A 25,054-nucleotide genomic window follows, 5' to 3' on the forward strand; every position below is an offset into this window, starting at 1 on the left:
TCTTACTTGGAAAAGTTTATTTTCGAAACAAAAGTTTATGACAAGGAACTTTATAAACTAAATCATGTGACTTTTCCAATTGTTTTACGTATCTTAGTCACAACAATTTATTTACGAACTTTTAAAGTTAAGAGGAATGTATATTACAGAAGTTATCGGAAGAGAAGTGTTGGATTCAAGAGGAAATCCGACCGTAGAAGTAGATGTTATTCTGGAATGTGGGGCGATGGGCCGTGCTGCGGTTCCGTCCGGAGCGTCCACGGGAGAACATGAAGCACTGGAATTGCGTGATGGAGACAAGAAAAGATATGGCGGTAAGGGTGTGACCAAAGCCGTAAATAATGTAAATACGGTGATTGCCGATGCCTTGTTGGGAATGAACGTGACCGATCAGGTAGGGATTGACCGTGTTTTATTGGAATTGGACGGTACGCCGACCAAGAGTAATTTAGGTGCCAATGCATTATTAGGAGTGTCATTGGCTTGTGCGAAAGCTGCCGCTAACGCATTGGAAATGCCGTTATATCGTTACATCGGAGGTGTGAATGCGAAAGTGTTGCCAGTGCCGATGATGAATATTATTAACGGGGGATCTCATTCTGACGCCCCGATTGCCTTTCAGGAGTTTATGATTCGTCCGGTTGGGGCAGAATCTTTCCGTGAGGCTTTGCGGATGGGAGCGGAGGTTTTTCATAGTTTGAAGAAAGTTCTTCACGACCGCGGGTTGAGTACGGCCGTGGGTGACGAGGGTGGTTTTGCTCCCGCGTTGAAAGGAACGGAAGATGCTTTGGGATCTATTATTAAAGCCATTGAGGTTGCCGGGTACAAGGCAGGTGAGGATGTGATGATCGGGTTGGATTGCGCCTCTTCTGAATTTTATCAGGATGGGGTTTACGATTATTCTAAATTTGAAGGAGCGACGGGCGCAAAGCGTTCTTCAGCCGAGCAGGTAGCTTATCTGGAAGAATTGATTTCCCGTTACCCGATCGATTCTATCGAGGACGGTATGAGTGAGAACGATTGGGAAGGCTGGAAATTACTGACAGAGCGTATCGGGGACCGTTGCCAGTTAGTGGGAGATGATTTGTTCGTGACAAACGTGCAATATTTGAAGAAAGGTATTGAAATGGGATGCGCTAATTCCATTTTAATCAAGGTAAACCAGATTGGTACATTAACTGAAACGTTGGACGCAATTGATATGGCTCACCGTGCCGGCTACACGTCGGTGACCTCTCATCGTTCCGGGGAAACAGAGGATGCAACTATCGCGGATATTGCGGTGGCAACCAATTCCGGGCAGATCAAGACAGGATCATTAAGCCGTTCTGACCGCATGGCAAAATACAATCAATTACTTCGGATCGAGGAAGAATTAGGTGATAATGCTCAGTTCCACGGACGGAAATTCAGCAAGTAATTGAAATTTGTTTTATAGGGAAAAAGACTCTTGTGACAATTGTTATAGGAGTCTTTTCTTTTTGGGCAGGATAATATGCTTAATTTTTCTTATATTTGTATTACAAAATCTTAAAAACAAATTTATGAAAAAGTATGTAGCTGAAATGATTGGTACCATGGTACTTGTGCTTATGGGGTGTGGTAGTGCTGTTATTGCCGGAGCAGAAATCGGTTTCTTGGGAATTGCTTTCGCTTTCGGTTTGTCTGTGGTGGCAATGGCGTATGCTATTGGTGGTATTTCCGGATGTCATATTAATCCGGCCATTACATTAGGTGTTTTCTTGACGGGGCGAATGAGCGGAAAGGATGCTGGGATGTACATGTTATTTCAGGTGATAGGTGCTTTTATCGGTTCGGCGATTCTTTACGTGATTTCTTCCGGGATGGGGTTGGAAGGAACGGGGGCAAATATGTATGGAGAAGGAAATATGGTTCCGGCTTTTGTGGCGGAGTTGGTGTTTACCTTTATCTTTATCCTTGTTGTTCTAGGGTCCACGAGTGCTAACGCTCCTACCGGATTCGCGGGATTAGCAATTGGTTTATCTTTGGTTTTGATCCATATTGTATGTATTCCTGTGACAGGGACTTCGGTTAATCCGGCTCGAAGTATTGCTCCCGCTATTTTTGAAGGTGGTAATGCTTTAAGTCAGTTGTGGTTGTTTATTATCGCCCCATTTTTAGGCGCTATCCTCGCTGCCGGAGTCTGGAAATATTTTGAATGTCAGAAATGCAAATAAATAGATATGAAGATGGGGATTTGGTTGAGTCCCCATTTTTATTCTGATTCTTCCTCTTCTTTTTTGGGTTTACCTTCCACGATCATGACGATTTCTCCCTTCACCCCGTTTTCGGTGAAATGATTGATTAGTTCTTTCAACGTACCCCGTTGGAAATCTTCGAAAAGTTTACTGATCTCGCGGGCGACACAGGCGTGGCGGTTTTCCCCGAAGAATTCGGCCATCTGCTCGAGGGCTTTTACCAGACGGAAGGGGGATTCGTAGAATATCATCGTGCGTTCCTCTTCGGCGAGGGTCATGAGTTTCTTTTGGCGTCCTTTTTTTTGGGGTAGGAATCCTTCAAAACAAAAGCGGTCGCAGGGAAGGCCCGAGTTTACAAGTGCGGGAACAAATGCCGTAGCTCCCGGCAGGCATTCGGTTTCAATGCCTTGCTCGATGCAAGTGCGCACGAGCAGGAATCCCGGGTCGGAGATACCGGGTGTCCCTGCGTCACTGATTAAGGCCACGTCCTCCCCCCGGGCAATGCGCTCGGCAATACGGTTCACTTGCTGGTGTTCGTTGAATTTGTGATGAGAGAGTAGGGGAGTGTTGATCTCGTAGTGTTTTAACAATTTTGCGGAAGTGCGGGTATCTTCGGCGAGGACGAGAGGTACTTCTTTTAATATACGAAGTGCTCTTAACGTGATGTCTTCAAGATTACCTACTGGGGTCGGGATCAGATATAATTTAGCCATATTAATTGAAAATTGAAAATTGAAAATTGAAAATTGAAAATTGAAAATGAATTTCGATCTTCAATAGGTTACAGGGGCAAAGGTAGGGAATAAAGTATTTACATGTATGGACGGGAGAGTTTTATTTATTCATATGGAATAAGACGGTATTGTGTTTATTTACAGTGGATTGATGTCGTGTACGAGACCAAATTGCTGGAGATGTAAAAAAAAAATCACGTTTTCTTTGGTAGGAATGAAATTTGCCGTATATTTGCAACCGCTAAAGCAAAAGATGGTCCGTTCGTCTAGGGGCTAGGACGCAAGATTCTCATTCTTGTAACACGGGTTCGATTCCCGTACGGACTACTAAGGCAAAAGCAAATGTTTAACGATGGTCCGTTCGTCTAGGGGTTAGGACGCAAGATTTTCATTCTTGTAACACGAGTTCGATTCTCGTACGGACTACCGAGATTTTAGTGGGTTTTATGGTCCGTTCGTCTAGGGGTTAGGACGCAAGATTTTCATTCTTGTAACACGAGTTCGATTCTCGTACGGACTACAAAGTTGAATTAAATTAATTTGTAGAGATGGCAAATCATCAATCATCAGAAAAAAGAATAAGGCAGACTGAAAAAAGAAGATTACACAATCGTTATTACGCAAAGACTGCTAGAAATGCCGTTAGAAAGCTACGTGCAATGACCGAAAAGGAGACTGCAGCAGACTTGTTGCCGAAAGTTTCGGCTATGTTGGATAAATTAGCAAAAAAACATATTATCCACAAGAACAAAGCAGCTAACTTGAAGTCTAGCTTGGCTTTACATGTGAATAAATTGTAATTTTACTATCTTAAGATATTGAGGTAACAAACGATTGTTTGTTACCTTTATTTCTATGTGTCGGTTGATCTTGAGAAATTACTTCTCGAGATTTTTTTTATTGCTAAAAAATAGCTACATTGCCAGCTATAAAGAGAAAGTTATGGTTGGAAATTATATCCCAATTTCCTCGTGGGCGGAAGACGATAAGCCCCGGGAAAAGATGTTGCTGAAAGGTGTTGCTGCACTTTCAACAAACGAGTTACTCGCAATTTTAATTCGTTCAGGGAGTGGAGGAGAATCTGCATTAGATTTGTCTCGCCGGATTTTGACGGATGCCAGTAATGATTTGAATGTGTTGGCTCGTCTTTCTGTATCGGATTTTATGAATCGCTACAAAGGAGTTGGGATGGCGAAAGCTGCCTCAATCATTGCTGCCATGGAATTGGGACGCCGCCGGGCGTTGTCGACAGCTAGGGAGGAACCGGCGTTGACGACCAGCAGGGATTTGTACGATTATCTTCAGCCTTTGATTGGAGATCTGGATCATGAGGAATTTTGGGTGGTCACCTTGTCAAGCGCTTGTCGGATTAAGTCATGCGATCGCTTGTTTTCAGGAGGAATAGAGAGTACGATTATTGATATTCGTATGATATTCCGGAAAGTGTTGGAATCAAAAGCTTGTTCCATCGTGATAGCTCATAATCATCCCAGCGGTAATGATCGTCCGAGTTTCCACGATATTACTTTGACAAAGAAGGTGCAGGAGGCTGGACGGGTATTAGACATCACGTTGCTGGATCATATCGTCGTTTGCCCTGATCGGTATTATAGTTTTGCGGACAATGGGATGCTTTAATCTCATTAAGTGCTGAAAAGTTGAATCGGAAGAATATCTTTTACTATCTTTGTGGCAGCTATTTGTGTCACATTGGCACTCGTGATGCTTGTCAATGTGGCATATTGACGGTTGGCAGGGATTTTGCTTGGAAAGAGTAGCTTAAAATGTTTATTCATAAAAAAATTATATACGATATGGCAGAAGAGAAGAGATCGACTCAAGAAAACGAGTTTGAAGAGTCACAGACGAACGACACGGAGAAAGAAGAAGTGAATTCAGAAAAACATCAGGGAGAAGCTCACAAAAAGAAAGAAGATAAGTCTTGCCGAAAAGAGGACAAGCAATTGGAAGAGTTGGGACAGAAACTGATCGAGATGAATGATAAATACTTACGTCTGTCTGCGGAGTTCGATAATTACCGGAAACGTACCTTGAAGGAAAAAATGGAGTTAACCAAGAGTGCCGGGGAACAATTGTTAAGTAATATTTTACCCGTGGTGGATAACTTCGAACGTGCCTTGAAGAGTATGAGTACGGCGAAGGATGTGGCAGCTCTTAAAGAAGGAGTGGATTTGATCTATGCTAATTTTAAGTCTTTTCTGACACAGAATGGCGTGAAAGAAATCGAAACTGAAAATGCTGATTTTGACACGGATATTCACGAGGCGGTAACAACAATTCCGGCTCCGACTCCGGAGTTAAAGGGTAAAGTGTTGGATTGTATCGAGAAGGGATATTACTTGAATGACAAGGTGATGCGTTTTGCAAAAGTGGTTGTTGGTGAATAATATATAGTTGCGTGGTAATGGAAAAGAGAGATTATTATGAGGTGTTGGGGGTATCTAAAAGTGCTGATGCCACTGAGATCAAGAAAGCATATCGAAAACTGGCTTTGAAGTATCACCCGGATAAAAATCCGGGTGACAAGGAGGCCGAGGAAAAATTTAAAGAAGCCGCTGAAGCATACGATGTGCTGAGTAACGAAGAGAAGCGACGTCGTTATGATCAGTTCGGTCACGCCGGAGTAGGTGGAGCCGGACAAGGAGGTTTTGGTGGCGGCATGAGTATGGATGATATTTTCTCTCAATTCGGGGATATTTTCGGAAGTTTCGGTGGCTTTAGTGGTTTCGGAGGTTTTGGTGGTGGCCGTAGTGCCCGCCGAGTAAACCGGGGAACGAACCTGAGAGTGAAGGTGAAAATGAACCTTCAGGAAATTGCTACCGGGATTGAGAAGAAAATCAAGGTAAAGAAATATGTGGCTTGTCAGCATTGTAATGGAACGGGAGCAAAGGATGGAAAATCCTATTCCACTTGTTCGACCTGTAAAGGATCGGGGCAAGTGACCCGGGTACAAAATACGATACTGGGAGCGATGCAAACCACTTCCACGTGTCCGACTTGCGAGGGCGAAGGAAAGATTATCAATGAAAAATGTACTTTCTGTAATGGGGAGGGCGTGTTGATGTCGGAAGAGGTGATTTCTATCAATATTCCGGCAGGAGTGGGTGAAGGGATGCAATTGTCTTTGAGTGGTAAAGGAAATGCGGCTCGTCGCGGTGGTGTGAACGGAGACTTGATCGTGTTGATAGAAGAAGAAGAGCATCCGGAGTTGGTAAGAGATGGGAATGATTTATTATACAATGTGTTTATCGGGTACCCAGAAGCCGTGTTAGGGGAAACGGTTGAGATTCCGACCATCGAAGGGAAAGTGAAAGTGAAGATTGAGGCAGGTACCCAGCCGGGTAAAATATTGCGTTTGCGAGGAAAAGGATTGCCTGATGTGAACGGTTACGGTAAAGGGGATTTGTTGGCGAAGGTGAACGTGTGGATTCCGAAGAACTTGTCGAAGGACGAGAAGAAACTCGTGGAAAAGATGAAAGAGGCGGAAGGCTTTAAGCCGGGAAGTGGTGACAAGAAAAGTATCTTCTCCAAGATGAAAGATTTTTTTGATTAGAAATATAATATATGATTACACTGACACAATTAGAATATGTTGTTGCGGTCGATGAATTCCGGCATTTTGCAACAGCCGCCGACAAGTGTTTCGTGACACAGCCGACACTGAGTATGCAAATTAAAAAGCTGGAAGATGATCTGGGTGTAATCATTTTCGATCGGAGCCGGCAACCGGTTGTGCCTACCGACATCGGTTACAAGTTGATCGAACAGGCAAGAATTGTGCTGGCCTCGACTCAAAGAATAAAAGAGATTATTAATGAAGAGAAACAGGAGGTAGCGGGATCCTTGAAAATAGGTATTATTCCCACGCTGGCTCCTTATTTATTACCGATATTCATCGGGGATTATATTCGTCGTTATCCCGGGGTACAGGTGGAAGTGGAAGAATTAATTTCGGAGGAGATTATCCGACGACTGAAACATGACACGCTGGATGTGGGAGTATTTGTGACCCCTTATCATGACGATAAGATTGTGGAACAGCCCGTGTTTTACGAGGAGATGATGATCTACGCTCACCCCGATCATGAACTTTTGAAAAAGAAAAACGTAGAAACACAAGATATTGCAACTCCTGAGTTATGGATGTTAGGAGACGGACATTGTTTCCGGGATCAAGTGGTGAACTTGTGTGAAATACGTGGAACGCTGCATAAGAATTTGCCTTTTGATTTTGAGAGTAATTCTTTAGAAACCTTAATGAAGATTGTGGACCGGGAAGGAGGATTTACCTTGATTCCTGAATTGGCCACGTTATACATGACGGAGGAAAAGAAAAAGCAAGTTCGTTCTTTCACGGTGTCCAAACCTTTACGGGAAGTCAGTGTGATATATTCCCGTCATTTCACGAAACAGAAGTTGATTGATTTGCTTTGTGAAGATATACGACAAGTGGTTCCCCCGGGAATGTTGAAAAAAGAGAGGGGAAAAATCGTTGAATGGAAAAAGATAAGATAAATGTAATACCCGAATATATGGATAGTATCAAGAAAAGTTTTTTGGAGGCGCAGCAAGTGTTAGCTGATTTCGTGGCGGATGAGGAGAAGTTGAAACAAGTCGGATTGGCGGCAGAGATATTATCCCGGGTATTGAAAAACGGGGGTAAGGTCATAAGTTGTGGAAATGGTGGTTCCATGAGTGATGCCATGCATTTCGCCGAGGAACTTACCGGACGTTTCAGGGGAGACCGTCCTGCACTACCGGCAATGGCAATTTCCGATCCGACTCACTTGACCTGCGTGGCCAATGATTTCGGGTTTGAGTATGTGTTTTCCCGTTACGTGGAGGCACACGGGAAAGCGGGTGATGTGCTATTGGCAATCAGTACTTCCGGTAATTCAGAGAACATTGTGAAAGCCGTTGATGCGGCTCACCGCAAGGGTATGTTGGTGATCGGGTTAACCGGTAAGGATGGCGGTAAAATGAAGAATATGTGTGACGTGAATATTTGTGTTCCTTGGAGCGGGTATTCCGATCGGATTCAGGAGATTCACATCAAGGTGATTCATATCCTGATTGAGCAAATCGAGGCACATCTGTTCTCGGAACAATAAAGAGGTGTATATGTTTTTAATAATATAAGTTATGGGAAATAAAATTAATGATCCTATTGTCCGGTTGATGGGACTTAGGTACAAGTCACATCCGTGGCATGGTTTGGATATTGGGGAGGATGCGCCGAACGTGGTTACCGCGTTTATAGAGATGGTACCGACGGACACGGTGAAGTACGAGTTGGATAAAGTGAGTGGGTATATAAAAATAGATCGTCCGCAGAAGTATTCGAACGTGGTTCCCGCTTTATATGGTTTTTTGCCGCAGACCTATTGCGGAGATTTGGTCGCCGAGTATTGTATGTCGCAGACTGAGAGAACGGATATTCACGGGGATGGAGACCCGCTTGATATTTGTGTCCTGACCGAGAAAACGATCTCTCACGGGGATATTATTGCGGAAGTTCGTCCTATCGGGGGATTCCGGATGTTGGATAAGAACGAGGCGGACGATAAGATTATTGCCGTGTTGAAACATGATGCCACGTATAATATTTACAATGATATTTCTGAATTACCGCACGTGATCATCGATCGGTTGCGACATTATTTTTTAACCTACAAGGATCTTCCCGGTGAAGAACGACGCACGGAAATCACTCATGTCTATAATAAAGAAGAGGCTTTCGAGGTGATTCGTAGAAGTGCCGAAGATTATAAAAATCACTTCCAAGGACTTGAAGATATACTAAGTCGGGTATAACGGTAAGGTAAAAGATAAAAACTAAAAGATAAAAGTTGAATTCTCACTTAACTTTTATCTTTTAGTTTTTATCTTTTAGTTCTCTCATCCACCCCATCCGTCCTTGTCGAGACTTCGGTATTGTATGGCCTCGGCGATATATTGCGGGGTTATTTTCTCGTTATGGTCTAGATCGGCAATCGTTCGTGACAATTTGATGATCCGGTCGTAAGCCCGGGCGGAAAGTCCGAAACGTTGCATGGCAATCTTTAGTAGTGCAACACATTTATCGTCTAGGGGGCAATACTTTTTTAGTAGCGGCGAGGTCATCTGGGCATTACAATAAATCCCGGGGTAAGATTGAAATCGCTGGGTCTGGATGGCCCGGGCTGCGATCACCCTAGCCCGAACAACAGAACTTGGTTCACTGTCCGAGGAATTTGTGATCTTGTCAAGCTCTACGGGAATCACTTCAATATGTATGTCAATCCGGTCGAGTAAAGGACCGGATATTTTCGATAAGTATTTTTGAACGGCTCCGGGCGGACAATTACATTCCTTCGTGGGATGATTATAGTACCCACATGGGCAAGGATTCATGGATGCGATTAGCATGATGTTAGCCGGATATTCCACGCTGAACTTGGAACGACTGATGGTAATCTTCCGATCTTCAAGCGGTTGTCTCAATACTTCCAGTACTGCCCGGCGAAATTCTGGGAGTTCATCTAAAAATAAGATGCCATGGTGAGCAAGTGATATTTCCCCCGGTTGAGGCCAAGATCCCCCGCCAACAAGTGCGACATCAGATATGGTATGATGCGGCGAACGAAAGGGACGTGAAGTAATTAAGGAATGATTATTTTGAATCTTTCCCGCGACGGAGTGGATTTTCGTTGTTTCCAGTGCCTCTTCGATGGTCATGGGAGGGAGAATGGTCGGTAATCTTCGGGCCAGCATGGTTTTTCCAGAACCGGGAGAGCCGATCATAATCATGTTATGTCCGCCTGCGGCGGCAACTTCCATTGCGCGTTTCACGTTTTCTTGTCCCTTCACGTCTTTGAAATCAAGCAAGTCATCATCGGGAAATGCTGTCATGACTTGCTGATCGAAAGAAATGGGAGAGAAGTCTTTTTCCTGTTTCAGAAAAGCGATCACTTCACTCAGATGGTGGAAACCGTAAACTTCAAAATCTTGAACCACGGCAGCCTCGTTAGCATTCTGGTGGGGCAGAAGAATACCTTTAAAACCTTCTTTTTTGGCGTGTATGGCGATGGGAAGTACCCCTTTGACCGCTTGTAGGCTACCATCCAATGACAGCTCACCCATGATCAAGTATTTATCCAGTTGTGCGTTAGGTAACTGGTCATTAGCCGCAAGGATTCCAATGGCTAGCGGTAGGTCGAAAGACGATCCTTCTTTCTTCACGTCGGCAGGAGCCATGTTGATGATGACTCGTTTACCCGGAATCTTTAGTCCGATTTCCCGGAGGGCGGAATCAATCCGTTGCTGGCTTTCTTTTACCGCGTTATCGGGTAAACCGACAATAATAAATTTCGCTCCCCAAAGAATATTAACCTCGATTGTGATGGTCAAAGCGTTGATTCCGTACACTGCACCCCCGAAAATTTTAACTAACATACCGTCTGATCTTATGTTTCACATACAGGCATGTAAGTTAAGATTATTTCACATGAAAACAATGCAAAATAGGTTATTTATTGCGATCAAGTTTTTCAAGAGAAACCTTCTCTCCGTCGAATACGGCATAACTGAAATGCGTGATCCAGTCTCCCGTGTTGATATAGTGGCTGTTGGGTTCGAGTTCAAGATTGAGAGGCAAATGGCGATGGCCAAAAATGAAATAATCCACGTGGTGTTCTTTCAAGATATTCCGGCAATAAATAACGATTTCTTCTTTGTCATCTCCCAGATAGCCCCTCGCCTCGATTTGTCCGTTTCCTTTCAGTCGGGAATGGGATGACCATTTATTGGCTAAAGCGATCCCCCAGTCGGGATGGATAAACCGGAAACATCTTTGTAGGAAACGATTATGGAAAGCGTTACGCAGGAAAAGATACCCTTTGTCGTTCGGGTTCAGGCCGTCACCATGTCCGATAAGGAAAGACTTTCCGTTTAGCGTGGTTTCAAGCATGGAAGTGTGCAGGATAACACCACATTCTTTTGCCAAGTAGTCGAAAGCCCAGATGTCGTGGTTACCCGTGAAGAAATGTACCTTAATTCCCTGATCCGTGAAATTGGCCAGTTCGGCAAGAAAGCGTACGTGGCCTTTGGGTACAACGTGTTTGTATTCGAACCAAAAATCAAACATATCACCAAGCAGGTAAAGTTCCAAGCAATCAGGTTTGATGCTTTGCAAAAACTCCACGAGCATAATTTCTCTCTCCCGATTATCTTTCAATAGTTTGGCACCCAAGTGTGCGTCTGAAAGAAAATAAACCTTCTTACCCTGCATGATGATATGTTCGTCCAATATAATTATTTTTTCAACAAGTCGTTCAAACGGTCTTCCAAACGGCTGCCGTACAAATTTTTACCGACAATTTCTTTCTTTTGGTTAATGATGTAGTTTGCCGGAACACTCTTCACGTTCCAAGTCGAGGCTGCCCGACTTTGTAATGCTCCTTGATCCCATACGCAAATCCAGTTGATCTTGTTCGTTTTTATCACGTCTTCCCAAAGAAATTTGTTTTTATCCAGACAAACCATGTATATTTCCACTCCCCGGTTTTTGAACTTGTTGTACACGCTTTTCATCTGGTCAATGTACTCTTGGCTCTCTTTGGCCGTGATCAGTCCGAAGTCAAGCACGATGAGTTTCGATTTGAGGGAGTTCAGTGAAACATCCTTGCCATTCACATCCGGCAGGTTAATATCCGGCAGAGATCCTTCCGTGTTGTTAATTACGGCAGCCAATTGTTGATTGCGGATAGCTTGGGATATTTGTTTCAAGTGATTCATGATTGCCTTCGTGTACTGGGATTCGGGATAAAGGGCGGTCAAGGATGATGCCACCACTTTAAAATAGTGAAGGTCTTCGAACTCGTCCATCACTCCGATATTATCATCAATTTTTTGATAAAGGGCATAGTAAGATGCCGGAGAGGTGGCGTGTTTGATAATGAAGTCACGGGTGAAACTGATCTGTTTGTTGATGGCCTCTTCCCATGCCTTGGCGTATTCCTGACGTTGAGCGTCATACTCGGTTCCTTGTGGGAGAGCTTGGTAGGATCTCTTCAAAGAATCTGTTGTCGTGATGGTACGGGTGATTTGGAAATTCAAGAGTTTAATCCATAACGAGTTTTCAGAACCGTCCACCCAATAGTTATTTTTAATGTCCTTCAGCGTACCACTGACTTCAAGTACCTCGTCCGGGCTGGCGATCAAGGTCACTTGCTCGTTGTTAGAAAATCTTAAAGAATAGAATGTCGGGAGTTCGATGTTGAGTTTAAATTTAAACTCCCCGTTCTTGTTAATTTTTGTTGAGTCGATTGTTTTTCTTGAACTTACATCTATTTGTTCCAGATATACTTTCGTGTTGGCTGCATCTTTGATGGCTCCTGTAATTTCGACATTCGTCTTTTCACTACAGGATGCGATAAGAACTACAAGTAGTCCAAGTAATAGTATTTTTCTCATAATTTGTTGGAATGATATAAATAATCTACATCTTGATTTATGAAGTTCGAAAGTAATACTTTTTTTCTATTTTTCACATCATCGGATCAGATTTTCGGGGAAAAAACCGTTAATTAATTGTTAATGGTGTATTTCGGGGAATCGAAATTTGAAAATTGTTTTATTTTTGCAAACGATGAAACAGAAAAAATTGAATATACCAGCACTCTTGCTATTGTTTACCTTTTTGTTAGGTACGATAGGTATGAATGTAAGTAAAGTGTACTGTCAGCGTTGCCAGGAAACTTACTTGCACGTGATGGTTATTCCTCAGGACATCCCGTGTCCGTGTACACATGGTTGTTACTGCTGTCATCATATGTGCCACAATGCGCACAAAAAGAATTGCGATAATGCGAAACAAGAACATACTTATTATAAAGTTTCCGGTGATTGGGCAATGTCCCATTTCGAAATACAGTTCTGCGATATGGTGCGGGAGTGTAATTTTATGATGTCTTTACCGGATGCGGTTATTTCTAATGTACAACCCTTTAATTCTCCTGTTGCATACATAGACACGTCTCCGCCTTTGGAGTTGCTATGTATTTTCCGTTGTTGATTAAATTTTGATCCGTGACGAAGATGCTTTAAAAGTATCTTTCGACGAGTCGTGTGTATGCGTCTGACTTGACTGAAACGTTATTTAAAATTTAATCAAGAGAGAACGTGTTTCGTGGCATTGGGTAAAAGAAATATCCCCGGCACGTTCCTGAAAATCGTGGAATCTATATGAGAAATTTGTTTATTGTAATGTGTTTACTTGCCTCTGTTGGCTTACAGGCACAGACCATAAAAGGGCGTGTTATGGAAGAAACGGAAAACGGAGAGGTGGCGTTACCCGGGGCGAATGTCTATTGGGTAGGGACCTCGAAAGGATCTGTTTCGGATGCGAACGGGGAATTTAAGATCAAGTGGGAAAAGGTTGGGAAGTTGGTCGTTAGTTTTATCGGGTACCGCTCGGATACGATAGAGGTAAAATCCACGGATAAATTCGTGACCTGCACGTTGAAATCCGGGGAGCAATTGGATGAGGTGAGCGTGGCTGCCCGTAAACAGAGTACCGTGATGTCGACTCAGGGACCTTTGATCGAGCAATTGATCACGGGCGAAGAGTTGTGTAAGGCGGCTTGCTGTAACTTGGGTGAGAGTTTCGAGACGAATGCCTCGGTTGACGTGTCGTATGCCGATGCCGTGACGGGTGCAAAGCAAATCCAGCTATTGGGATTAACCGGAAAGTACGTGCAGATGATGACAGAGAATATGCCTAATTTCCGGGGATTGGCCTCTTTGTACGGATTGACTTATATTCCCGGTCCTTGGATGTCCGCGATTTCCGTTTCAAAAGGAACGGGATCGGTGATTAATGGTTACGAATCGATGGCCGGGCAGATCAGCGTGGACTACAAGAAACCCCGTGATCCGGAGTTACTCTCGGCTAATGTCTTCACGAGTAGCGAGGGAATGTACGAATTTAACTCTAATTTCAGTATCAAGTTCAATGACAAGTGGAGTACGATGTTTCTTTTGCATGGGGACTGGATGGAAGAGCCTCATGACGGGAACAAGGATGGATTCTTGGATATGCCGGAGAAAACGCAATACAACGTGATGAATCGTTGGGCTTATAAAGATGATACTTGGTATTTGCAATTCGGGGGTAAATTTATCGACGAGGAACGTATCGGTGGACAAACCACTCATGGTGGACATGCTCATGCAGATGAGAAATACGGGTTGTATAAAATTGGAATCGACACTCGTCGTTACGAGGCTTTCTTGAAGTTAGGTTACTTGATGCCCCAGTATGAGAACACGAGTATGGCGATTTTGGTGAACTATTCCGATCACACGCAGGATTCTTATTATGGGCCGAAAATGTATAACGCCGGGCAGAAGAGTTTGTTCGTGAACTACATCTACCAGTCTATCTTCGGGACGAATCCCAGCCAGATGTACTCTGCCGGGTTGAGTTTCAATTACGACAAATATGACGAAGATTTCCGTGATCCGGTTTTCAATTATGGAGAGGATATTTCTACCGATTTCATAAATATGAAACGAGAAGAACGGGTGCCGGGAGCTTTCTTCCAGTACACGGGAGAGTTCTTGGATCAGCGTTTTATCGTGATGGCAGGTTTGCGCTACGATTATCACAATATTTTCGGGAGTATTTGGACTCCGCGGGCTCACATCATGTATAAACCGGATGAATTCACCAGCATTAAGGCCACTTTTGGTCGCGGTCTGCGTACTCCGAATATCTTGGCCGAGAACAGTTACTTGCTGGCCTCTGCCGCGAACTTCTACGTGAATGGCGAGTTGTTGGGTAAAAATCCGGCTTTACTAGATGATCTAAAAATGGAGGATTCTTGGAATTTCGGGGCTAACGTGAACCGGAAGTTCGAAGTATTCGGGCGTACCTTGAATATCAATTTGGATTATTATCATACGAAATTCAACGACCAAGTGGTGGTGGATAACGAGACGGCATACAACAAGGTGAACTTTTATAACTTAGACGGGGATTCCTATTCGAATTGTTACCAGATAGAGGTGAAATACGAGTTGATCCCTCGTTTGGAGGCCACGTTAGCTTATCGTTACAATGATGTGAAGACAACGATAAACGGTGATTTGAGACGTACTCCTTTAACGAGCCGTTATAAGGGATTGGTGAATTTGTCATATTTCACGAATTTGAAGAAATGGCAGTTCGATTTCACAACCCAGTTCAACGGTTCCGGACGTTTGCCGGAGCAGGGTGGGATTGCCGATGAATATCGGGTCGCCTCCCGTTTTGATGATTTCCAGATCATGAATGCGCAGGTTACGAAATATTTCCGTTTGTGGAGTATTTACGCTGGATGTGAGAATATCGGGGATTTCACTCAAAAGAACCCGATCGTAAATTCCCATAATCCTTGGAGCGATACCTTTGACTCGTCGAAAGTGTGGGGACCTCTTCACGGACGTAAATTTTATATCGGTTTGAGATTTGCCTTAGATCGAAAAGAATAATCAATAAAATAATTACTTTTGAAAAACAATGTTTTTAATAACTAATACATTTACTATGAAAACAATGAAAATTTTATTCACGCTGGTAGTGTTCGTTATGATGGGTTTAACCGTGAGTGCCCAAGCTAAAAAAGATACAACCGTTATTTTTAAAGTAGGAATACATTGCCCTTCTTGTAAGGCTAAACTGGATAAAGATATGCCTTTCGAGAAAGGAATCAAGGATTATAAGTTGAACATGAAAGATTCAACCGTGTTGATTTCTTTCCGTACCGACAAAAACTCTGTTGAGGCATTGCGGGCGGCTATCGAGCGCCATGACGTGAAAGTAGTGGGAATGTGTGATAAAGACGGTAAGTTGATGAAATGTGGTAAAGCACATAAATGTTGTAAAGAAGGAAATAAAGAAGCTTGCAAGGGAAGTTGCGGCGAGAAACATAATTGCAGTGGTACTTGCGGGCAAAGTTGTGGCGAGAAAAAGTGTGATAGCAAATGCGACCAGAACTGCGAGTCAAAAGAAAGCAAATGTGAAGGAAAATGTGGTGACAATTGCTGTTCCAAGACAGGTAAAACAGACGAGTGCTGCAAGAATAAGAAAAAGTAAGGAAATATTCTTGAAGGATACAAAAAAACGGTAGCGAAAGCTACCGTTTTTTTGTATTATTGATCCAGAATAAACTGGTTCATCTTGTCGAATTGTCGTTCCATGTCCTGTAATAACCTTACTTGAACTTTAGCCCGTTGCAGGTTATGCTCGGGATAGGTGATCGGGTAATAATGATCTCCGTCCAAATAATCCGTCAAGAAACGGACAGCTTGCAGGTAGGTCATCAGCATGCATCCTTGCGCGAGGGTCTTTTTTTCTTTGAGCGTGAAAAGGTGTTTGGCTTTTTCCATGAATCCGGCGGTGAAAGCCTCGAAATAATCCATGTTAAAATGCACCTCGTCAAGATTGCGGGTTTCCTCTCCGGCTGTGTTACAGGACGAACGAATAGCATCCCCGAAGTCGTAATGCACGATTCCCGGCATCACGGTGTCCAGATCGATCACGCATAACGGGTGATCATTGTGGTCGAACAGGAGATTATTAGCTTTCGTGTCATTGTGAGTGACCCGGAGCGGTAGAATACCCTCGTCTTTCATCCGTTGTAATTCCAACATCTCGTTATCGAACTTTTTCAAATATTCGAGTAATTCCTTGCTTGCCTCGATTCGCTCCGGTTCGGCTTTGGCCAAGGCTTCTTTTAATTCCCGTTGGCGGCGGGGAACATTGTGAAAAAGCGGGATGGTCTCGATCAACAATTTTGCATCAAAATCGGAAATCCGGTTCTCGAATTCCCCGAACCCGATACCCACTTGATAAGCGATCTGGGAATCCGGGATAACATCGTAGCTCTTTGATCCTTTGATAAAGAGTGATAGCGTCCAGTAGTTTCCCTCGTAATCTTTGTAGTAAGCGTTTCCCTTGTCCGTGTAGAAATACGTGATGTATTTGCGGGTAATGTCGCTCACTTTGTGTCGGATAAGCCGGTTGCGGATATGCCCGCACACTAGTTCTTTGTTTCGCACCAGTTTCGGGATGTCCTTGAACACGTTACCGTTGATCCTTTGGAGAATGTACTCGACATCCTCGTCCACTTTCACCAGATAGGTGTCGTTAATATGGCCAGAACCGTACGGTGTTGCGGATATAAACCGCCCGCTCGATACGAACGTGTCGTAAATTCTCTTCAGTTTGTCCATGCTTAGTTGTTTTTTAGTGTTTACCCGTTTTTATGCTATTTACTGTCCCATGTCGGTATATAATCCTTCCCCGTCGAATTTCTGCAAGGCATTGTTCACCAGCTCCGTGTCCTCTTTGTATGTCACGCCGAACCATTTGGCGCTGGTGTTTAAGACCTTCACTTTCACGGCCTTTTGCTTGATAAGTTCGTCTACCACGAAAGGTATGTAAATCTCTGCCTTGGGATTTTCGCTGTTCTTGTGGTAGAACTCGATGAATTGCTTCTCGATCTCCCCGAAAAGCATGGGCGAGAATCCCCAGAAATTCATGGAAACCACGTCATCCTCGTGCAAAACTACTCCCGAGTTCAGGTCTTTAATTACGTCACCTTCCCGACCGATCTTCGTGCATTCGGTGATACTGGTTAGGAAATTGTCCTCGTCAACCGTGCATATTCCTCTGGATACCGTCCCGTTCTCGGATAGCGTGGCTGCCAACCGGTAGCCGGCCAAGCTGAAGCATCTCTCGTCGGAGTTGCTGGCTACGAAATCGTGCATCTTCACGAAAGCATCCCGTCCGTAAAAGTCATCGGCGTTGATCGCGATAAACGGTTCGTGTATATGGTCTTTTGCGGCCCAGATGGCGTGAGCCGTTCCCCAAGGTTTTTCCCGCTGGATCGGGGGTAGGTTACCGGGCAGTTGATCCATTTCTTGAAAACAGTACACGGTTTCAACCAAGCTTTCTGCATATTTTCCCACGGCCTCTTTAAATTCGTTCTCGAAACTCCGGCGGATGATGAAAACAATCTTGTCAAACCCCGCGTGTACGGCGTCATAGATTGAATAATGCAACAATGTTTTCTTGTGAGGTCCGAGTAATGCCAGTTGTTTCAAGCTACCGAACCGGGAACCCATCCCTGCTGCCATGATGAGCAAGGTCGTCTTATTCTTCGTCGTTTCCATGTTTTTATATTTAATCTTTTTACTTGTATTACCTTCTTTCGGGCAAAGCTAATAAAAACTGCGGAAAGAATCTAGCAAGTCGTGTTTTGTTTTATTTCAGGTGAAAATCTTGGTTGTTTTTATGCCTCGTCCTCTTCTGAAAATGGATCCAGTAGTGGGTTTTGCTCCTCTTTAGCCGGAAGGGCCTCGACCGAGCGGAGTTGTCGCTGTATGGCCCGGGTTCGTTTGCCCATGACCTCTTCCAGTTGGTTGTTAGCGGTTTGGAGATTTTTTTGGGCTTTCTCCAGAAGTCCCCCGAATTTCTCGAATTCGGCCTTCACGCCACCAAGAATATGCCACACCTCGCTGCTGCGTTTTTGGATGGCCAGCGTGCGGAATCCCATTTGCAGGCTGTTCAGTATCGCTGCCAGTGTGGTAGGCCCCGTGACAATCACGTGGTATTCCTGCTGTAATTGTTCCAGCAAGGCTGCCCGGCGGGTAACCTCTCCGTATATGCTCTCGAAAGGCAGGAACATGATCCCGAAGTCCGTGGTATGTGGAGGGGCTAGGTATTTGTCCCGGATGTCCTTTGCCATACCGCGAATGGTCTGTTCGAGTACGCGGGAAGTGGTTTCCACCCGTTGCAAGTCTCCGGACTCGTAGGCGTCAAGGAGTTGCTCGTAAACATCCTTCGGGAACTTGGCATCGATGGGTAGGTAGACCGATTCGTCTCCTTCTGCCCGTCCGGGAAGTTTCACGGCGAACTCGACCAGTTTGTCCGATCCGGGTTTAGTCTTCACGTTTACATCGTATTGATCCGGGGCTAGAATCTGTTCCAGTAACATGGAGAGTTGTACTTCCCCGATCGTTCCCCGTATTTTCACGTTGCTAAGCACTCGTTTTAGCCCACCGACATCTTGCGCCAGTGTCTGCATCTCCCCTAAGCCTTTCTGCACGTTTTCCAGTTGCTTGCTGACGAGTTCGAACGATTGTCCGATGCGTTCGTGCAGGGTCTTTTGTAACTTTTCATCCACGGTGGCTCGCATCTCTTCCAGTTTCTTTTCCGTGTTTTGCAAGAGCTCCTGCTGGCGGAGTGATAGTTCCCCGAACTTTTCCCGTTGCAGGCGATTGAATAATTCCATGCTTTCGGCAAAACTTTTTTGGAAAGCCTGTATGGCGGAGTTGGTCTGGGTGGTGATATTCTTCAGGGTTTCCCGATGTTCCGTCCGGAAATGGTTGAGGGTAGAGGCGAGTTCTTCCCGGTCTTTGCGGGAACGGTTTTCGTCGTTTTCTCGGTTATAGCGGGATTCGTCCCGGATCACTTTTTCGAGATCCGAGATAGATCGTGATACATCCCGTGCGGTGTTGTCCTTGCGGGAACGAACGTGTAATCCAATGAGGATAATGTTGAGAATGAGAAGTAAAACGCAGGATATAAGTATAAATAATTCCATATTTCTGAACCTTTTGTTGTTCAAAAATATGGAAAATAACTCAGAGTTTAGTCAACTCTTCTCGAATTTGTTCCTGCCCGTGCGGGACGAAGATGAGAGCGGTGGTGTCGTACCCTCTTCGCCGCGCCCGTTGCATCAAGTCATCCAATTTTTTAGGCGGGAGTTTCGGTGTGCGGCTCACGATCCAGAGATGATCGCATTGGGAACTTCCGATGAGAGCCGCGCTGTAATCTTTCTCGACTTCCAGAATGTGGTAGTCCGTGTTGAAGATCAAGAAAAAGGTGACTTTTAGAACGCCCGGTTGCGTCGTGTCCGGGATATGCACGTGTCCCACGATCTCTTTTTTCTCTCCCCGGAGACTGTCTTGGTAACCTCGCCCGATAACCTCGATGCTCCCGCCGGGTTTGATGGTGTACTCGGTTGTTACCCCGACCAAGCCTCGCTCGAAGGGATGGTCAAAGCGTGCGATTTCATACCATAGGCCGACGTACTTTTTTAGATCCAGTGTGTCTATGGCCCGGTTATCGACGATCTTGTCGGATTGTGCTGTTGCTGCCATGATATTGCATCCGACGAGCAATACGGCTAATAAGAAGGACTTCATACTACGAGTTGATAATTAGGTGTTTAGTTTCTCGTAATACGAGGAATCGGCATCTGATGTTCGTTTATAAGATTTATAAAGTCTGTAAAGTTCATAACGTCTTTTTGGGGAGTGCTGGGGCAGTGGAAAGTGAGGTCTGTGTTTAATAGGGCGTTTATCTTTGTTGCCTCTCAGGTAAATAAGAAATTTGTTTTGATTAATTGATGACTACCTGATTATAACCGGAAGTAATATTTTTATTAAAGTATATAAATACTTTATGAACCTTATTATATATAAGGTTCATATAAGGTAGCTATAAGGTATCTATAAGGTTCATAACGGTAGTAGCTCGGTATTGATTACCTTGTAACAAACTGATATCTGCTTTGTTGGGTGTTAAGTTTTGCCATCAAGGGGACGGGCTGATTTGTTGGTCAGTCTTCTTGTGTTTATAAAAGGGAATAGGGTTGGCTAGCTATTTTTGTTGGCCAGTTGTCCGCAAGCGGCGTCAATGTCTTTTCCTTTGCTGCGACGGATATTCACCACGATATTTTTACTTTCGAGGTAGCGAACAAATTGATCCCTGCTGGCATCCGGGCTGTGACGGTAGGGGGCGTTGTCCACTTCGTTGTACTCGATAATATTGATTTTCACGGGAAATTGCCGGCAGAACAAGGCGAGCGCCTTGGCATCATCGAGACTATCATTGACACCTTTCAGTAACAAGTACTCGAACGTGGGACGCGTTCCTGTTTTATCCACGAAATACCGGATGGCCTCGGCGAGTTCGGTAAGCGGGTAAGCCTTGTTAATCGGCATGATTTTGTCCCGGGTCGTGTTGACAGCCGAGTGGAGCGAGATGGCAAGGTTGAAACGAACGTCGTCATCTGCCAGTCGTTTGATTCCTTCCACGATGCCGGAGGTGGATAACGTGAGGCGATAGGGTGACATTCCCAATCCATCCTCTGCCGTGATATGTTCAATGGCTGTAAGGACATTCTCGTAGTTCAAGAGCGGTTCCCCCATACCCATCAGTACGATATTGGATAACGGGAGTCCCCGTTCATCTCCTAGGCGTTTCACGGCAACCACTTGGTCGAAAATCTCTTCCGGCAACAGGTTTCGGGTGAACCCTAACCCTCCCGTGGCACAAAAGCTACATTTCAGTTTACATCCAACTTGCGAGGAGACGCACACGGTCGATTTATCCTTGCTTGGGATAAGCACGGTTTCAATCAAGTTCCCGTCGGGAAGGGTGAAGCCGAGTTTCGTCGTGCCGTCACTACTCTCCTGTTTATGGGTGAGCGTGGCCGCTTGCAAGGTAAAGTGGTTGTCCAAGAATACTCGGAACTCTTTTGACAAGTTGGTCATGTCCTCGAAACGGGTCACTCCTTTTTGCCAAAGCCACTGCCAGATTTGTTTTGCCCGGAATGCTTTTTCCCCGTGTTGTACGAGGACGTTTGCTAACTCTTGTAACGTGTACGCTCTTATATTCGTTTTTTCCATGTCATCGCTTTTTCCGCTGCAAAAATACAACAAGAAAATGATAAGCAGTTCATATAATGGAAGAATGTTGTGAATTAATGGTTTAGAAAAATATTTTGTTTTTGTAAGAAATTGATTCTCTTGAAATTTTACTTCGTATTAGTCATTATTTTCTTCTTCTAAAAGTTTTTTCAATTCGTCGGCTCTAGGTAAAATCCCCTCATAATCTTTAGGTAATTCGTTGGCCAATTTGTATGTGGCAACACCCATCGGTTTTGAAGTGTCGCGAAAGGCGAATTCAACGGTTTTCGAACGTTGTGATTTGCAGAGGATAATCCCGATAGAGGGGTTTTCGTGTGGAAGACGCACATATTCATCCAGAGCCGAGAGATAAAAATTGAGTTTCCCTGCGTATTCGGGTTTGAATTCGCCTCGTTTTAATTCGATGGCAACGAGCGCTTGTAAATGGCGATTGAAAAATAGTAAATCGATAAAATACTCTTGTTCATCTACAATAAGTCTGTATTGGTTACCTAAAAATGAGAAATTAGAACCGAGTGCCATGATAAATTTCTTTATGTTTTGAATGATCTGGTTTTCAATAACTCGTTCATCAATCTCATCAATGTCCTCGATGTTGATAAAATCAAGGAGATATTCATCTTTGAATGATTGTATGGCTCGTTTACGATAATTTACATTCGTGATAGTTTGATTGAAATTATTGGCTACCGCTTGTTTAAAATAGAATTTTTCATTCAAATAGTATCTTAGTTTTTCGACACTCCAAAATTCAGTAGCACAATGACGGATGTAGAATAAACGTTCTTCTACATCTGATGTTTTTAAAAGTATTTCATAATGGTGTGTGAATCCGATACTTGTAAAAGATTCCAAGTCAGAAACATTCAATTCGTCCGTTGTCAACGGACGAATTGTAATAGTTATATTTTCTGGGATTAATGAGGATGTGTTTTTGTCCGTTGTTGACGGACGATTTGAAAATATACTATTCCAGTTTTCGAAAAAAGTACGCATTTTTTTTAGACTGGTGATAGAGAATCCTCGCAGTCCGGGCAATTCTTGTTGTAATTGTTGCGATATGAACTCTAATGCACCGGTTCCCCACGTGTTTGTTCGACTATTGAATGAGATGTATTCACCTACGGCATAATATAGGGCGAGCATTTCTCGATTGATCAATCGAGCTGCCGTGTAACGACTCTGCAAAATGGCCTGTTTAATTGCCTGAATAGCATCGGAATATTGTTTGCTATATGTAACTTGTGCCATAATGAATTATTGTATTGATTTTGGAAATATGTGGCAAAGATAAGCTATTCTTTGTGTGAAACCGTTATATGAAGACGATTTAAAACTCGATCCAAATGTCATTTCGGGAGAAGTATTCCCTTAGTTTATGGATGGCCCTGCTTTTTAGGACTTTCACGGTATTCACGGTGATATTAAGGGTTTCTGCGATCTCTTTCGTGTTTTTGCCAGTGAGGGAGAGTTCCACGATTCGGTTGCATTGCGGGGGGAGAGTTGCAATGGCAGTTTGAAGTAGCTGGTTGGCTTCTTGTTCGATGATGGTGTCCCACAAGGATTCTTCCTGTTCGGAGTTTAGAGAGGCTTTTTCGTGGCGGTTCTTTTCACGGGAGAGACCCCGGAGGTAATTTAGTGCTTCGTTGCGGATCATGATAAATAGGTAATTTTCGATGGAATCCAATTGTTTGTGTTGTCCTTGATTTTCCCAAAACTTGATGATAACATCTTGGGCTAAATCTTTGGCGACTTCCGAATTTCCCGTGATTTTAAAGGCGATAGCACATAAAGACGCAAAATGATCCCGGATAAAATTACCTAGGTCAAAGTGACTACTCATGGCATCTTTATTATTTCGCATAAAAAACGTTTCATTGATCAAGCCTACATTTTCGATACAATGTTGTATGAATACGGACGTCACAAACTTACGAAAAAACTTTATAAGTTGAATGTTATGTATGATACATTATTAACAAGAGGAAGAAAATTACTTTTTTGATAAAAATTTTATTCTGGTGTAATACCAAACCTAGGTTAGTGGTGTCTTTAGTAAAAATAATAGGAATAATGGGAGAATTAAATAGTCATCAAATTGCTCGGATTATCTTAAAGATGAGGTATGAAACCGCCACGGAAGAAGAAAAGCGGGTTCTCGAGGCTTGGATGAAAGCTGGAAAAGGGCGGCAGACAATTTATGACAGAATTGTTTCTGACGAAAGCCTGAAAGAGTATCGGGATTTGAAAGCAGAATTTGACGGGGCGACGGATTACGGAAAATTGCAGTCTGATATATTGGGAACCTTGGCGAAACGGGACAGGCAGAGAAAACTTCAACGAATCTCCTGGTGGGGAGGAAGCGTGGCTGCCGTTTTGTTGGTGGTGTGTCTGTTCGTGTACAAGTATGCTGGAGAGCCGCTCCCGGAAAAGATGGGAGAGATGCGGGTCGCTAAAATCGAGTCCGAGCCGATCATTCAGGATAAGGTGATATTAGTGCTGGGCGATGGGAAAAGAGTCGGGATGCAGGGACTGCACAAGGATAGCCTGAGGCTGAAGTCCGCGGTGGTTGTCGGGGCAGAAGCGAAATTGGTTTACGATGCGAATACGGGGCAAGGAGCGGAGGACGTTTCCTTGGAGCCAGAAATCAATAAAGTGATTACTTCCACGGGAGGGTTTTATTCGTTGATATTGAGTGACGGGACCCGGATTTGGTTGAATTCCGAGAGTGAGTTGGAATACCCGGTATTTTTCGGGAAAGGGGAACGACGGGTGAAGTTGGTCGGAGAGGCTTTTTTCGAGGTAACGCCGGATGTGGCACGTCCTTTTATTGTCGAGGCGAACGAAATCCGGACGAGGGTATTGGGAACGTCATTCAATATAAAGGCGTATAAGGATGAATCGGATATTTATGCCACGCTTTTTACTGGGAAGGTCGCCGTGGAACCTTTAGCAGATACGACCCGAAAAGTCATCTTGCAACCTGGGAAACAGGCCGGTTGGGATGTGCAAGCTCGTAAATTAAGTGTACGGGAGGTTAATCTGGATCGTGTTATGGCTTGGAAAGAGGGGATGTTCATGTTTAACAAAGAGAATATCGAAGTAGTTACTCGCCAGATCGAGCGCTGGTATGGCGTGAAATTTATATACCAGGTCAAAGACCGGAATCAATACACGTTTAACGGGTATTTCAGTAAGGACGAGACGTTGGAATCCATATTAGATGCCTTCACTTATACCGGAGGGCCGAAGTTTAGAAAAGAGGGAGATACCGTTTATGTGACGGACCCACTATAAAAACAAAATGGAGCAACTTTGGCAGGCGGCTCCACTTTG

At 44.0% G+C, this 25,054-nt stretch carries 24 protein-coding genes and 3 tRNA genes; 16 read left to right on the forward strand and 11 right to left on the reverse strand.

Annotation, left to right across the window (positions count from 1 at the left end; genetic code table 11):
- Positions 1–136: 136 nt before the first annotated feature.
- On the forward strand, positions 137–1,420 hold the full coding sequence (eno, locus tag R8806_RS16345; RefSeq protein ID WP_124315951.1) for a phosphopyruvate hydratase: 1,284 nt from the start codon (positions 137–139) through the stop codon (positions 1,418–1,420).
- A gap of 124 nt (positions 1,421–1,544) precedes the next feature.
- Positions 1,545–2,198 (forward strand): MIP family channel protein, encoded by a 654-nt coding sequence (locus tag R8806_RS16350; protein ID WP_124315950.1) that lies wholly within the window; start codon positions 1,545–1,547, stop codon positions 2,196–2,198.
- Positions 2,199–2,236: 38 nt separating this feature from the next.
- Here R8806_RS16350 and rsmI read toward each other — a convergent pair whose 3' ends face one another.
- A complete protein-coding gene (gene rsmI / locus R8806_RS16355) occupies positions 2,237–2,932 on the reverse strand; it encodes a 16S rRNA (cytidine(1402)-2'-O)-methyltransferase (RefSeq protein WP_124315949.1) in 696 nt (231 codons plus the stop codon).
- Between the two features lie 276 nt (positions 2,933–3,208).
- Here rsmI and R8806_RS16360 point away from each other — a divergent pair.
- From R8806_RS16360 to R8806_RS16405, 10 genes are all read left to right on the forward strand, one after another.
- Positions 3,209–3,280, forward strand: a tRNA-Glu gene (locus R8806_RS16360).
- A 27-nt stretch (positions 3,281–3,307) separates the two neighbouring features.
- Positions 3,308–3,379, forward strand: a tRNA-Glu gene (locus R8806_RS16365).
- A 22-nt stretch (positions 3,380–3,401) separates the two neighbouring features.
- Positions 3,402–3,473 (forward strand) — tRNA-Glu (locus tag R8806_RS16370).
- A 28-nt stretch (positions 3,474–3,501) separates the two neighbouring features.
- On the forward strand, positions 3,502–3,753 hold the full coding sequence (rpsT, locus tag R8806_RS16375; RefSeq protein WP_027201645.1) for a 30S ribosomal protein S20: 252 nt from the start codon (positions 3,502–3,504) through the stop codon (positions 3,751–3,753).
- Positions 3,754–3,895: 142 nt separating this feature from the next.
- Positions 3,896–4,591 (forward strand): RadC family protein, encoded by a 696-nt coding sequence (gene radC / locus R8806_RS16380; protein ID WP_124315948.1) that lies wholly within the window; start codon positions 3,896–3,898, stop codon positions 4,589–4,591.
- A gap of 176 nt (positions 4,592–4,767) precedes the next feature.
- The gene (gene grpE / locus R8806_RS16385; protein ID WP_151411820.1) at positions 4,768–5,361 is read left to right on the forward strand and encodes a nucleotide exchange factor GrpE; all 594 of its coding nucleotides are present in this window, start codon (positions 4,768–4,770) and stop codon (positions 5,359–5,361) included.
- A gap of 17 nt (positions 5,362–5,378) precedes the next feature.
- Complete coding sequence (dnaJ, locus tag R8806_RS16390) at positions 5,379–6,527, forward strand: molecular chaperone DnaJ (RefSeq protein ID WP_118449896.1); 1,149 nt, start codon at positions 5,379–5,381, stop codon at positions 6,525–6,527.
- A gap of 11 nt (positions 6,528–6,538) precedes the next feature.
- Positions 6,539–7,489 carry a hydrogen peroxide-inducible genes activator gene (locus tag R8806_RS16395; protein WP_124315947.1) on the forward strand — a complete coding sequence of 317 codons (951 nt, stop codon included), beginning with the start codon at positions 6,539–6,541 and terminating at the stop codon, positions 7,487–7,489.
- A 17-nt stretch (positions 7,490–7,506) separates the two neighbouring features.
- Positions 7,507–8,085 (forward strand): D-sedoheptulose 7-phosphate isomerase, encoded by a 579-nt coding sequence (gene lpcA, locus R8806_RS16400; RefSeq protein WP_124315959.1) that lies wholly within the window; start codon positions 7,507–7,509, stop codon positions 8,083–8,085.
- A gap of 31 nt (positions 8,086–8,116) precedes the next feature.
- Positions 8,117–8,788: an inorganic pyrophosphatase gene (locus tag R8806_RS16405; protein ID WP_124315946.1), complete on the forward strand. Its 672-nt coding sequence runs from the start codon at positions 8,117–8,119 to the stop codon at positions 8,786–8,788.
- An 84-nt stretch (positions 8,789–8,872) separates the two neighbouring features.
- Here R8806_RS16405 and R8806_RS16410 read toward each other — a convergent pair whose 3' ends face one another.
- From R8806_RS16410 to R8806_RS16420, 3 genes are all read right to left on the reverse strand, one after another.
- Positions 8,873–10,408, reverse strand: a complete 1,536-nt coding sequence (locus R8806_RS16410; protein ID WP_124316882.1) for a YifB family Mg chelatase-like AAA ATPase — start codon at positions 10,406–10,408, stop codon at positions 8,873–8,875.
- Positions 10,409–10,481: 73 nt separating this feature from the next.
- Positions 10,482–11,243 (reverse strand): UDP-2,3-diacylglucosamine diphosphatase, encoded by a 762-nt coding sequence (locus R8806_RS16415; RefSeq protein ID WP_124316891.1) that lies wholly within the window; start codon positions 11,241–11,243, stop codon positions 10,482–10,484.
- A gap of 23 nt (positions 11,244–11,266) precedes the next feature.
- Positions 11,267–12,427 (reverse strand): DUF4369 domain-containing protein, encoded by a 1,161-nt coding sequence (locus R8806_RS16420; protein ID WP_124316883.1) that lies wholly within the window; start codon positions 12,425–12,427, stop codon positions 11,267–11,269.
- A gap of 175 nt (positions 12,428–12,602) precedes the next feature.
- Here R8806_RS16420 and R8806_RS16425 point away from each other — a divergent pair, with 175 nt between their 5' ends.
- The 3 genes from R8806_RS16425 to R8806_RS16435 all read left to right on the forward strand — a co-directional run bounded on the left by R8806_RS16425 (position 12,603) and on the right by R8806_RS16435 (position 16,091).
- Entirely contained in the window at positions 12,603–13,028 is a 426-nt protein-coding gene (locus R8806_RS16425; RefSeq protein ID WP_124316884.1) for a hypothetical protein, read from the forward strand.
- Between the two features lie 191 nt (positions 13,029–13,219).
- Positions 13,220–15,487, forward strand: a complete 2,268-nt coding sequence (locus tag R8806_RS16430; RefSeq protein ID WP_317715827.1) for a TonB-dependent receptor — start codon at positions 13,220–13,222, stop codon at positions 15,485–15,487.
- 55 nt (positions 15,488–15,542) lie between these two features.
- Positions 15,543–16,091 (forward strand): heavy-metal-associated domain-containing protein, encoded by a 549-nt coding sequence (locus R8806_RS16435; RefSeq protein WP_164719643.1) that lies wholly within the window; start codon positions 15,543–15,545, stop codon positions 16,089–16,091.
- Positions 16,092–16,147: 56 nt separating this feature from the next.
- On the opposite strand, the gene R8806_RS16440 is transcribed toward R8806_RS16435, so the two are convergent.
- The 7 genes from R8806_RS16440 to R8806_RS16470 form a co-directional block, all read right to left on the reverse strand.
- The gene (locus tag R8806_RS16440) at positions 16,148–17,230 is read right to left on the reverse strand and encodes a phosphotransferase enzyme family protein (protein ID WP_124316887.1); all 1,083 of its coding nucleotides are present in this window, start codon (positions 17,228–17,230) and stop codon (positions 16,148–16,150) included.
- Between the two features lie 39 nt (positions 17,231–17,269).
- The gene (locus R8806_RS16445; RefSeq protein ID WP_124316888.1) at positions 17,270–18,172 is read right to left on the reverse strand and encodes a sugar phosphate nucleotidyltransferase; all 903 of its coding nucleotides are present in this window, start codon (positions 18,170–18,172) and stop codon (positions 17,270–17,272) included.
- A 119-nt stretch (positions 18,173–18,291) separates the two neighbouring features.
- On the reverse strand, positions 18,292–19,605 hold the full coding sequence (locus R8806_RS16450) for a DNA recombination protein RmuC (protein ID WP_124316889.1): 1,314 nt from the start codon (positions 19,603–19,605) through the stop codon (positions 18,292–18,294).
- A gap of 40 nt (positions 19,606–19,645) precedes the next feature.
- Entirely contained in the window at positions 19,646–20,209 is a 564-nt protein-coding gene (locus tag R8806_RS16455; RefSeq protein ID WP_229782977.1) for a lipocalin family protein, read from the reverse strand.
- Positions 20,210–20,662: 453 nt separating this feature from the next.
- Positions 20,663–21,697, reverse strand: coding sequence for a 23S rRNA (adenine(2503)-C(2))-methyltransferase RlmN (rlmN, locus tag R8806_RS16460; protein ID WP_124316890.1), 1,035 nt, complete (start codon positions 21,695–21,697; stop codon positions 20,663–20,665).
- 138 nt (positions 21,698–21,835) lie between these two features.
- On the reverse strand, positions 21,836–22,969 hold the full coding sequence (locus tag R8806_RS16465; RefSeq protein WP_124316379.1) for a PDDEXK nuclease domain-containing protein: 1,134 nt from the start codon (positions 22,967–22,969) through the stop codon (positions 21,836–21,838).
- A gap of 79 nt (positions 22,970–23,048) precedes the next feature.
- Positions 23,049–23,582 carry an RNA polymerase sigma-70 factor gene (locus tag R8806_RS16470; RefSeq protein WP_124316380.1) on the reverse strand — a complete coding sequence of 178 codons (534 nt, stop codon included), beginning with the start codon at positions 23,580–23,582 and terminating at the stop codon, positions 23,049–23,051.
- A 209-nt stretch (positions 23,583–23,791) separates the two neighbouring features.
- Between R8806_RS16470 and R8806_RS16475 the strand changes: the two genes are divergently transcribed.
- Positions 23,792–25,015: a FecR family protein gene (locus R8806_RS16475; RefSeq protein ID WP_124316381.1), complete on the forward strand. Its 1,224-nt coding sequence runs from the start codon at positions 23,792–23,794 to the stop codon at positions 25,013–25,015.
- Positions 25,016–25,054 lie beyond the last annotated feature (39 nt).

Origin of the sequence: Butyricimonas faecihominis (genome assembly GCF_033096445.1) — a bacterium.
Taxonomy (GTDB): domain Bacteria; phylum Bacteroidota; class Bacteroidia; order Bacteroidales; family Marinifilaceae; genus Butyricimonas; species Butyricimonas faecihominis.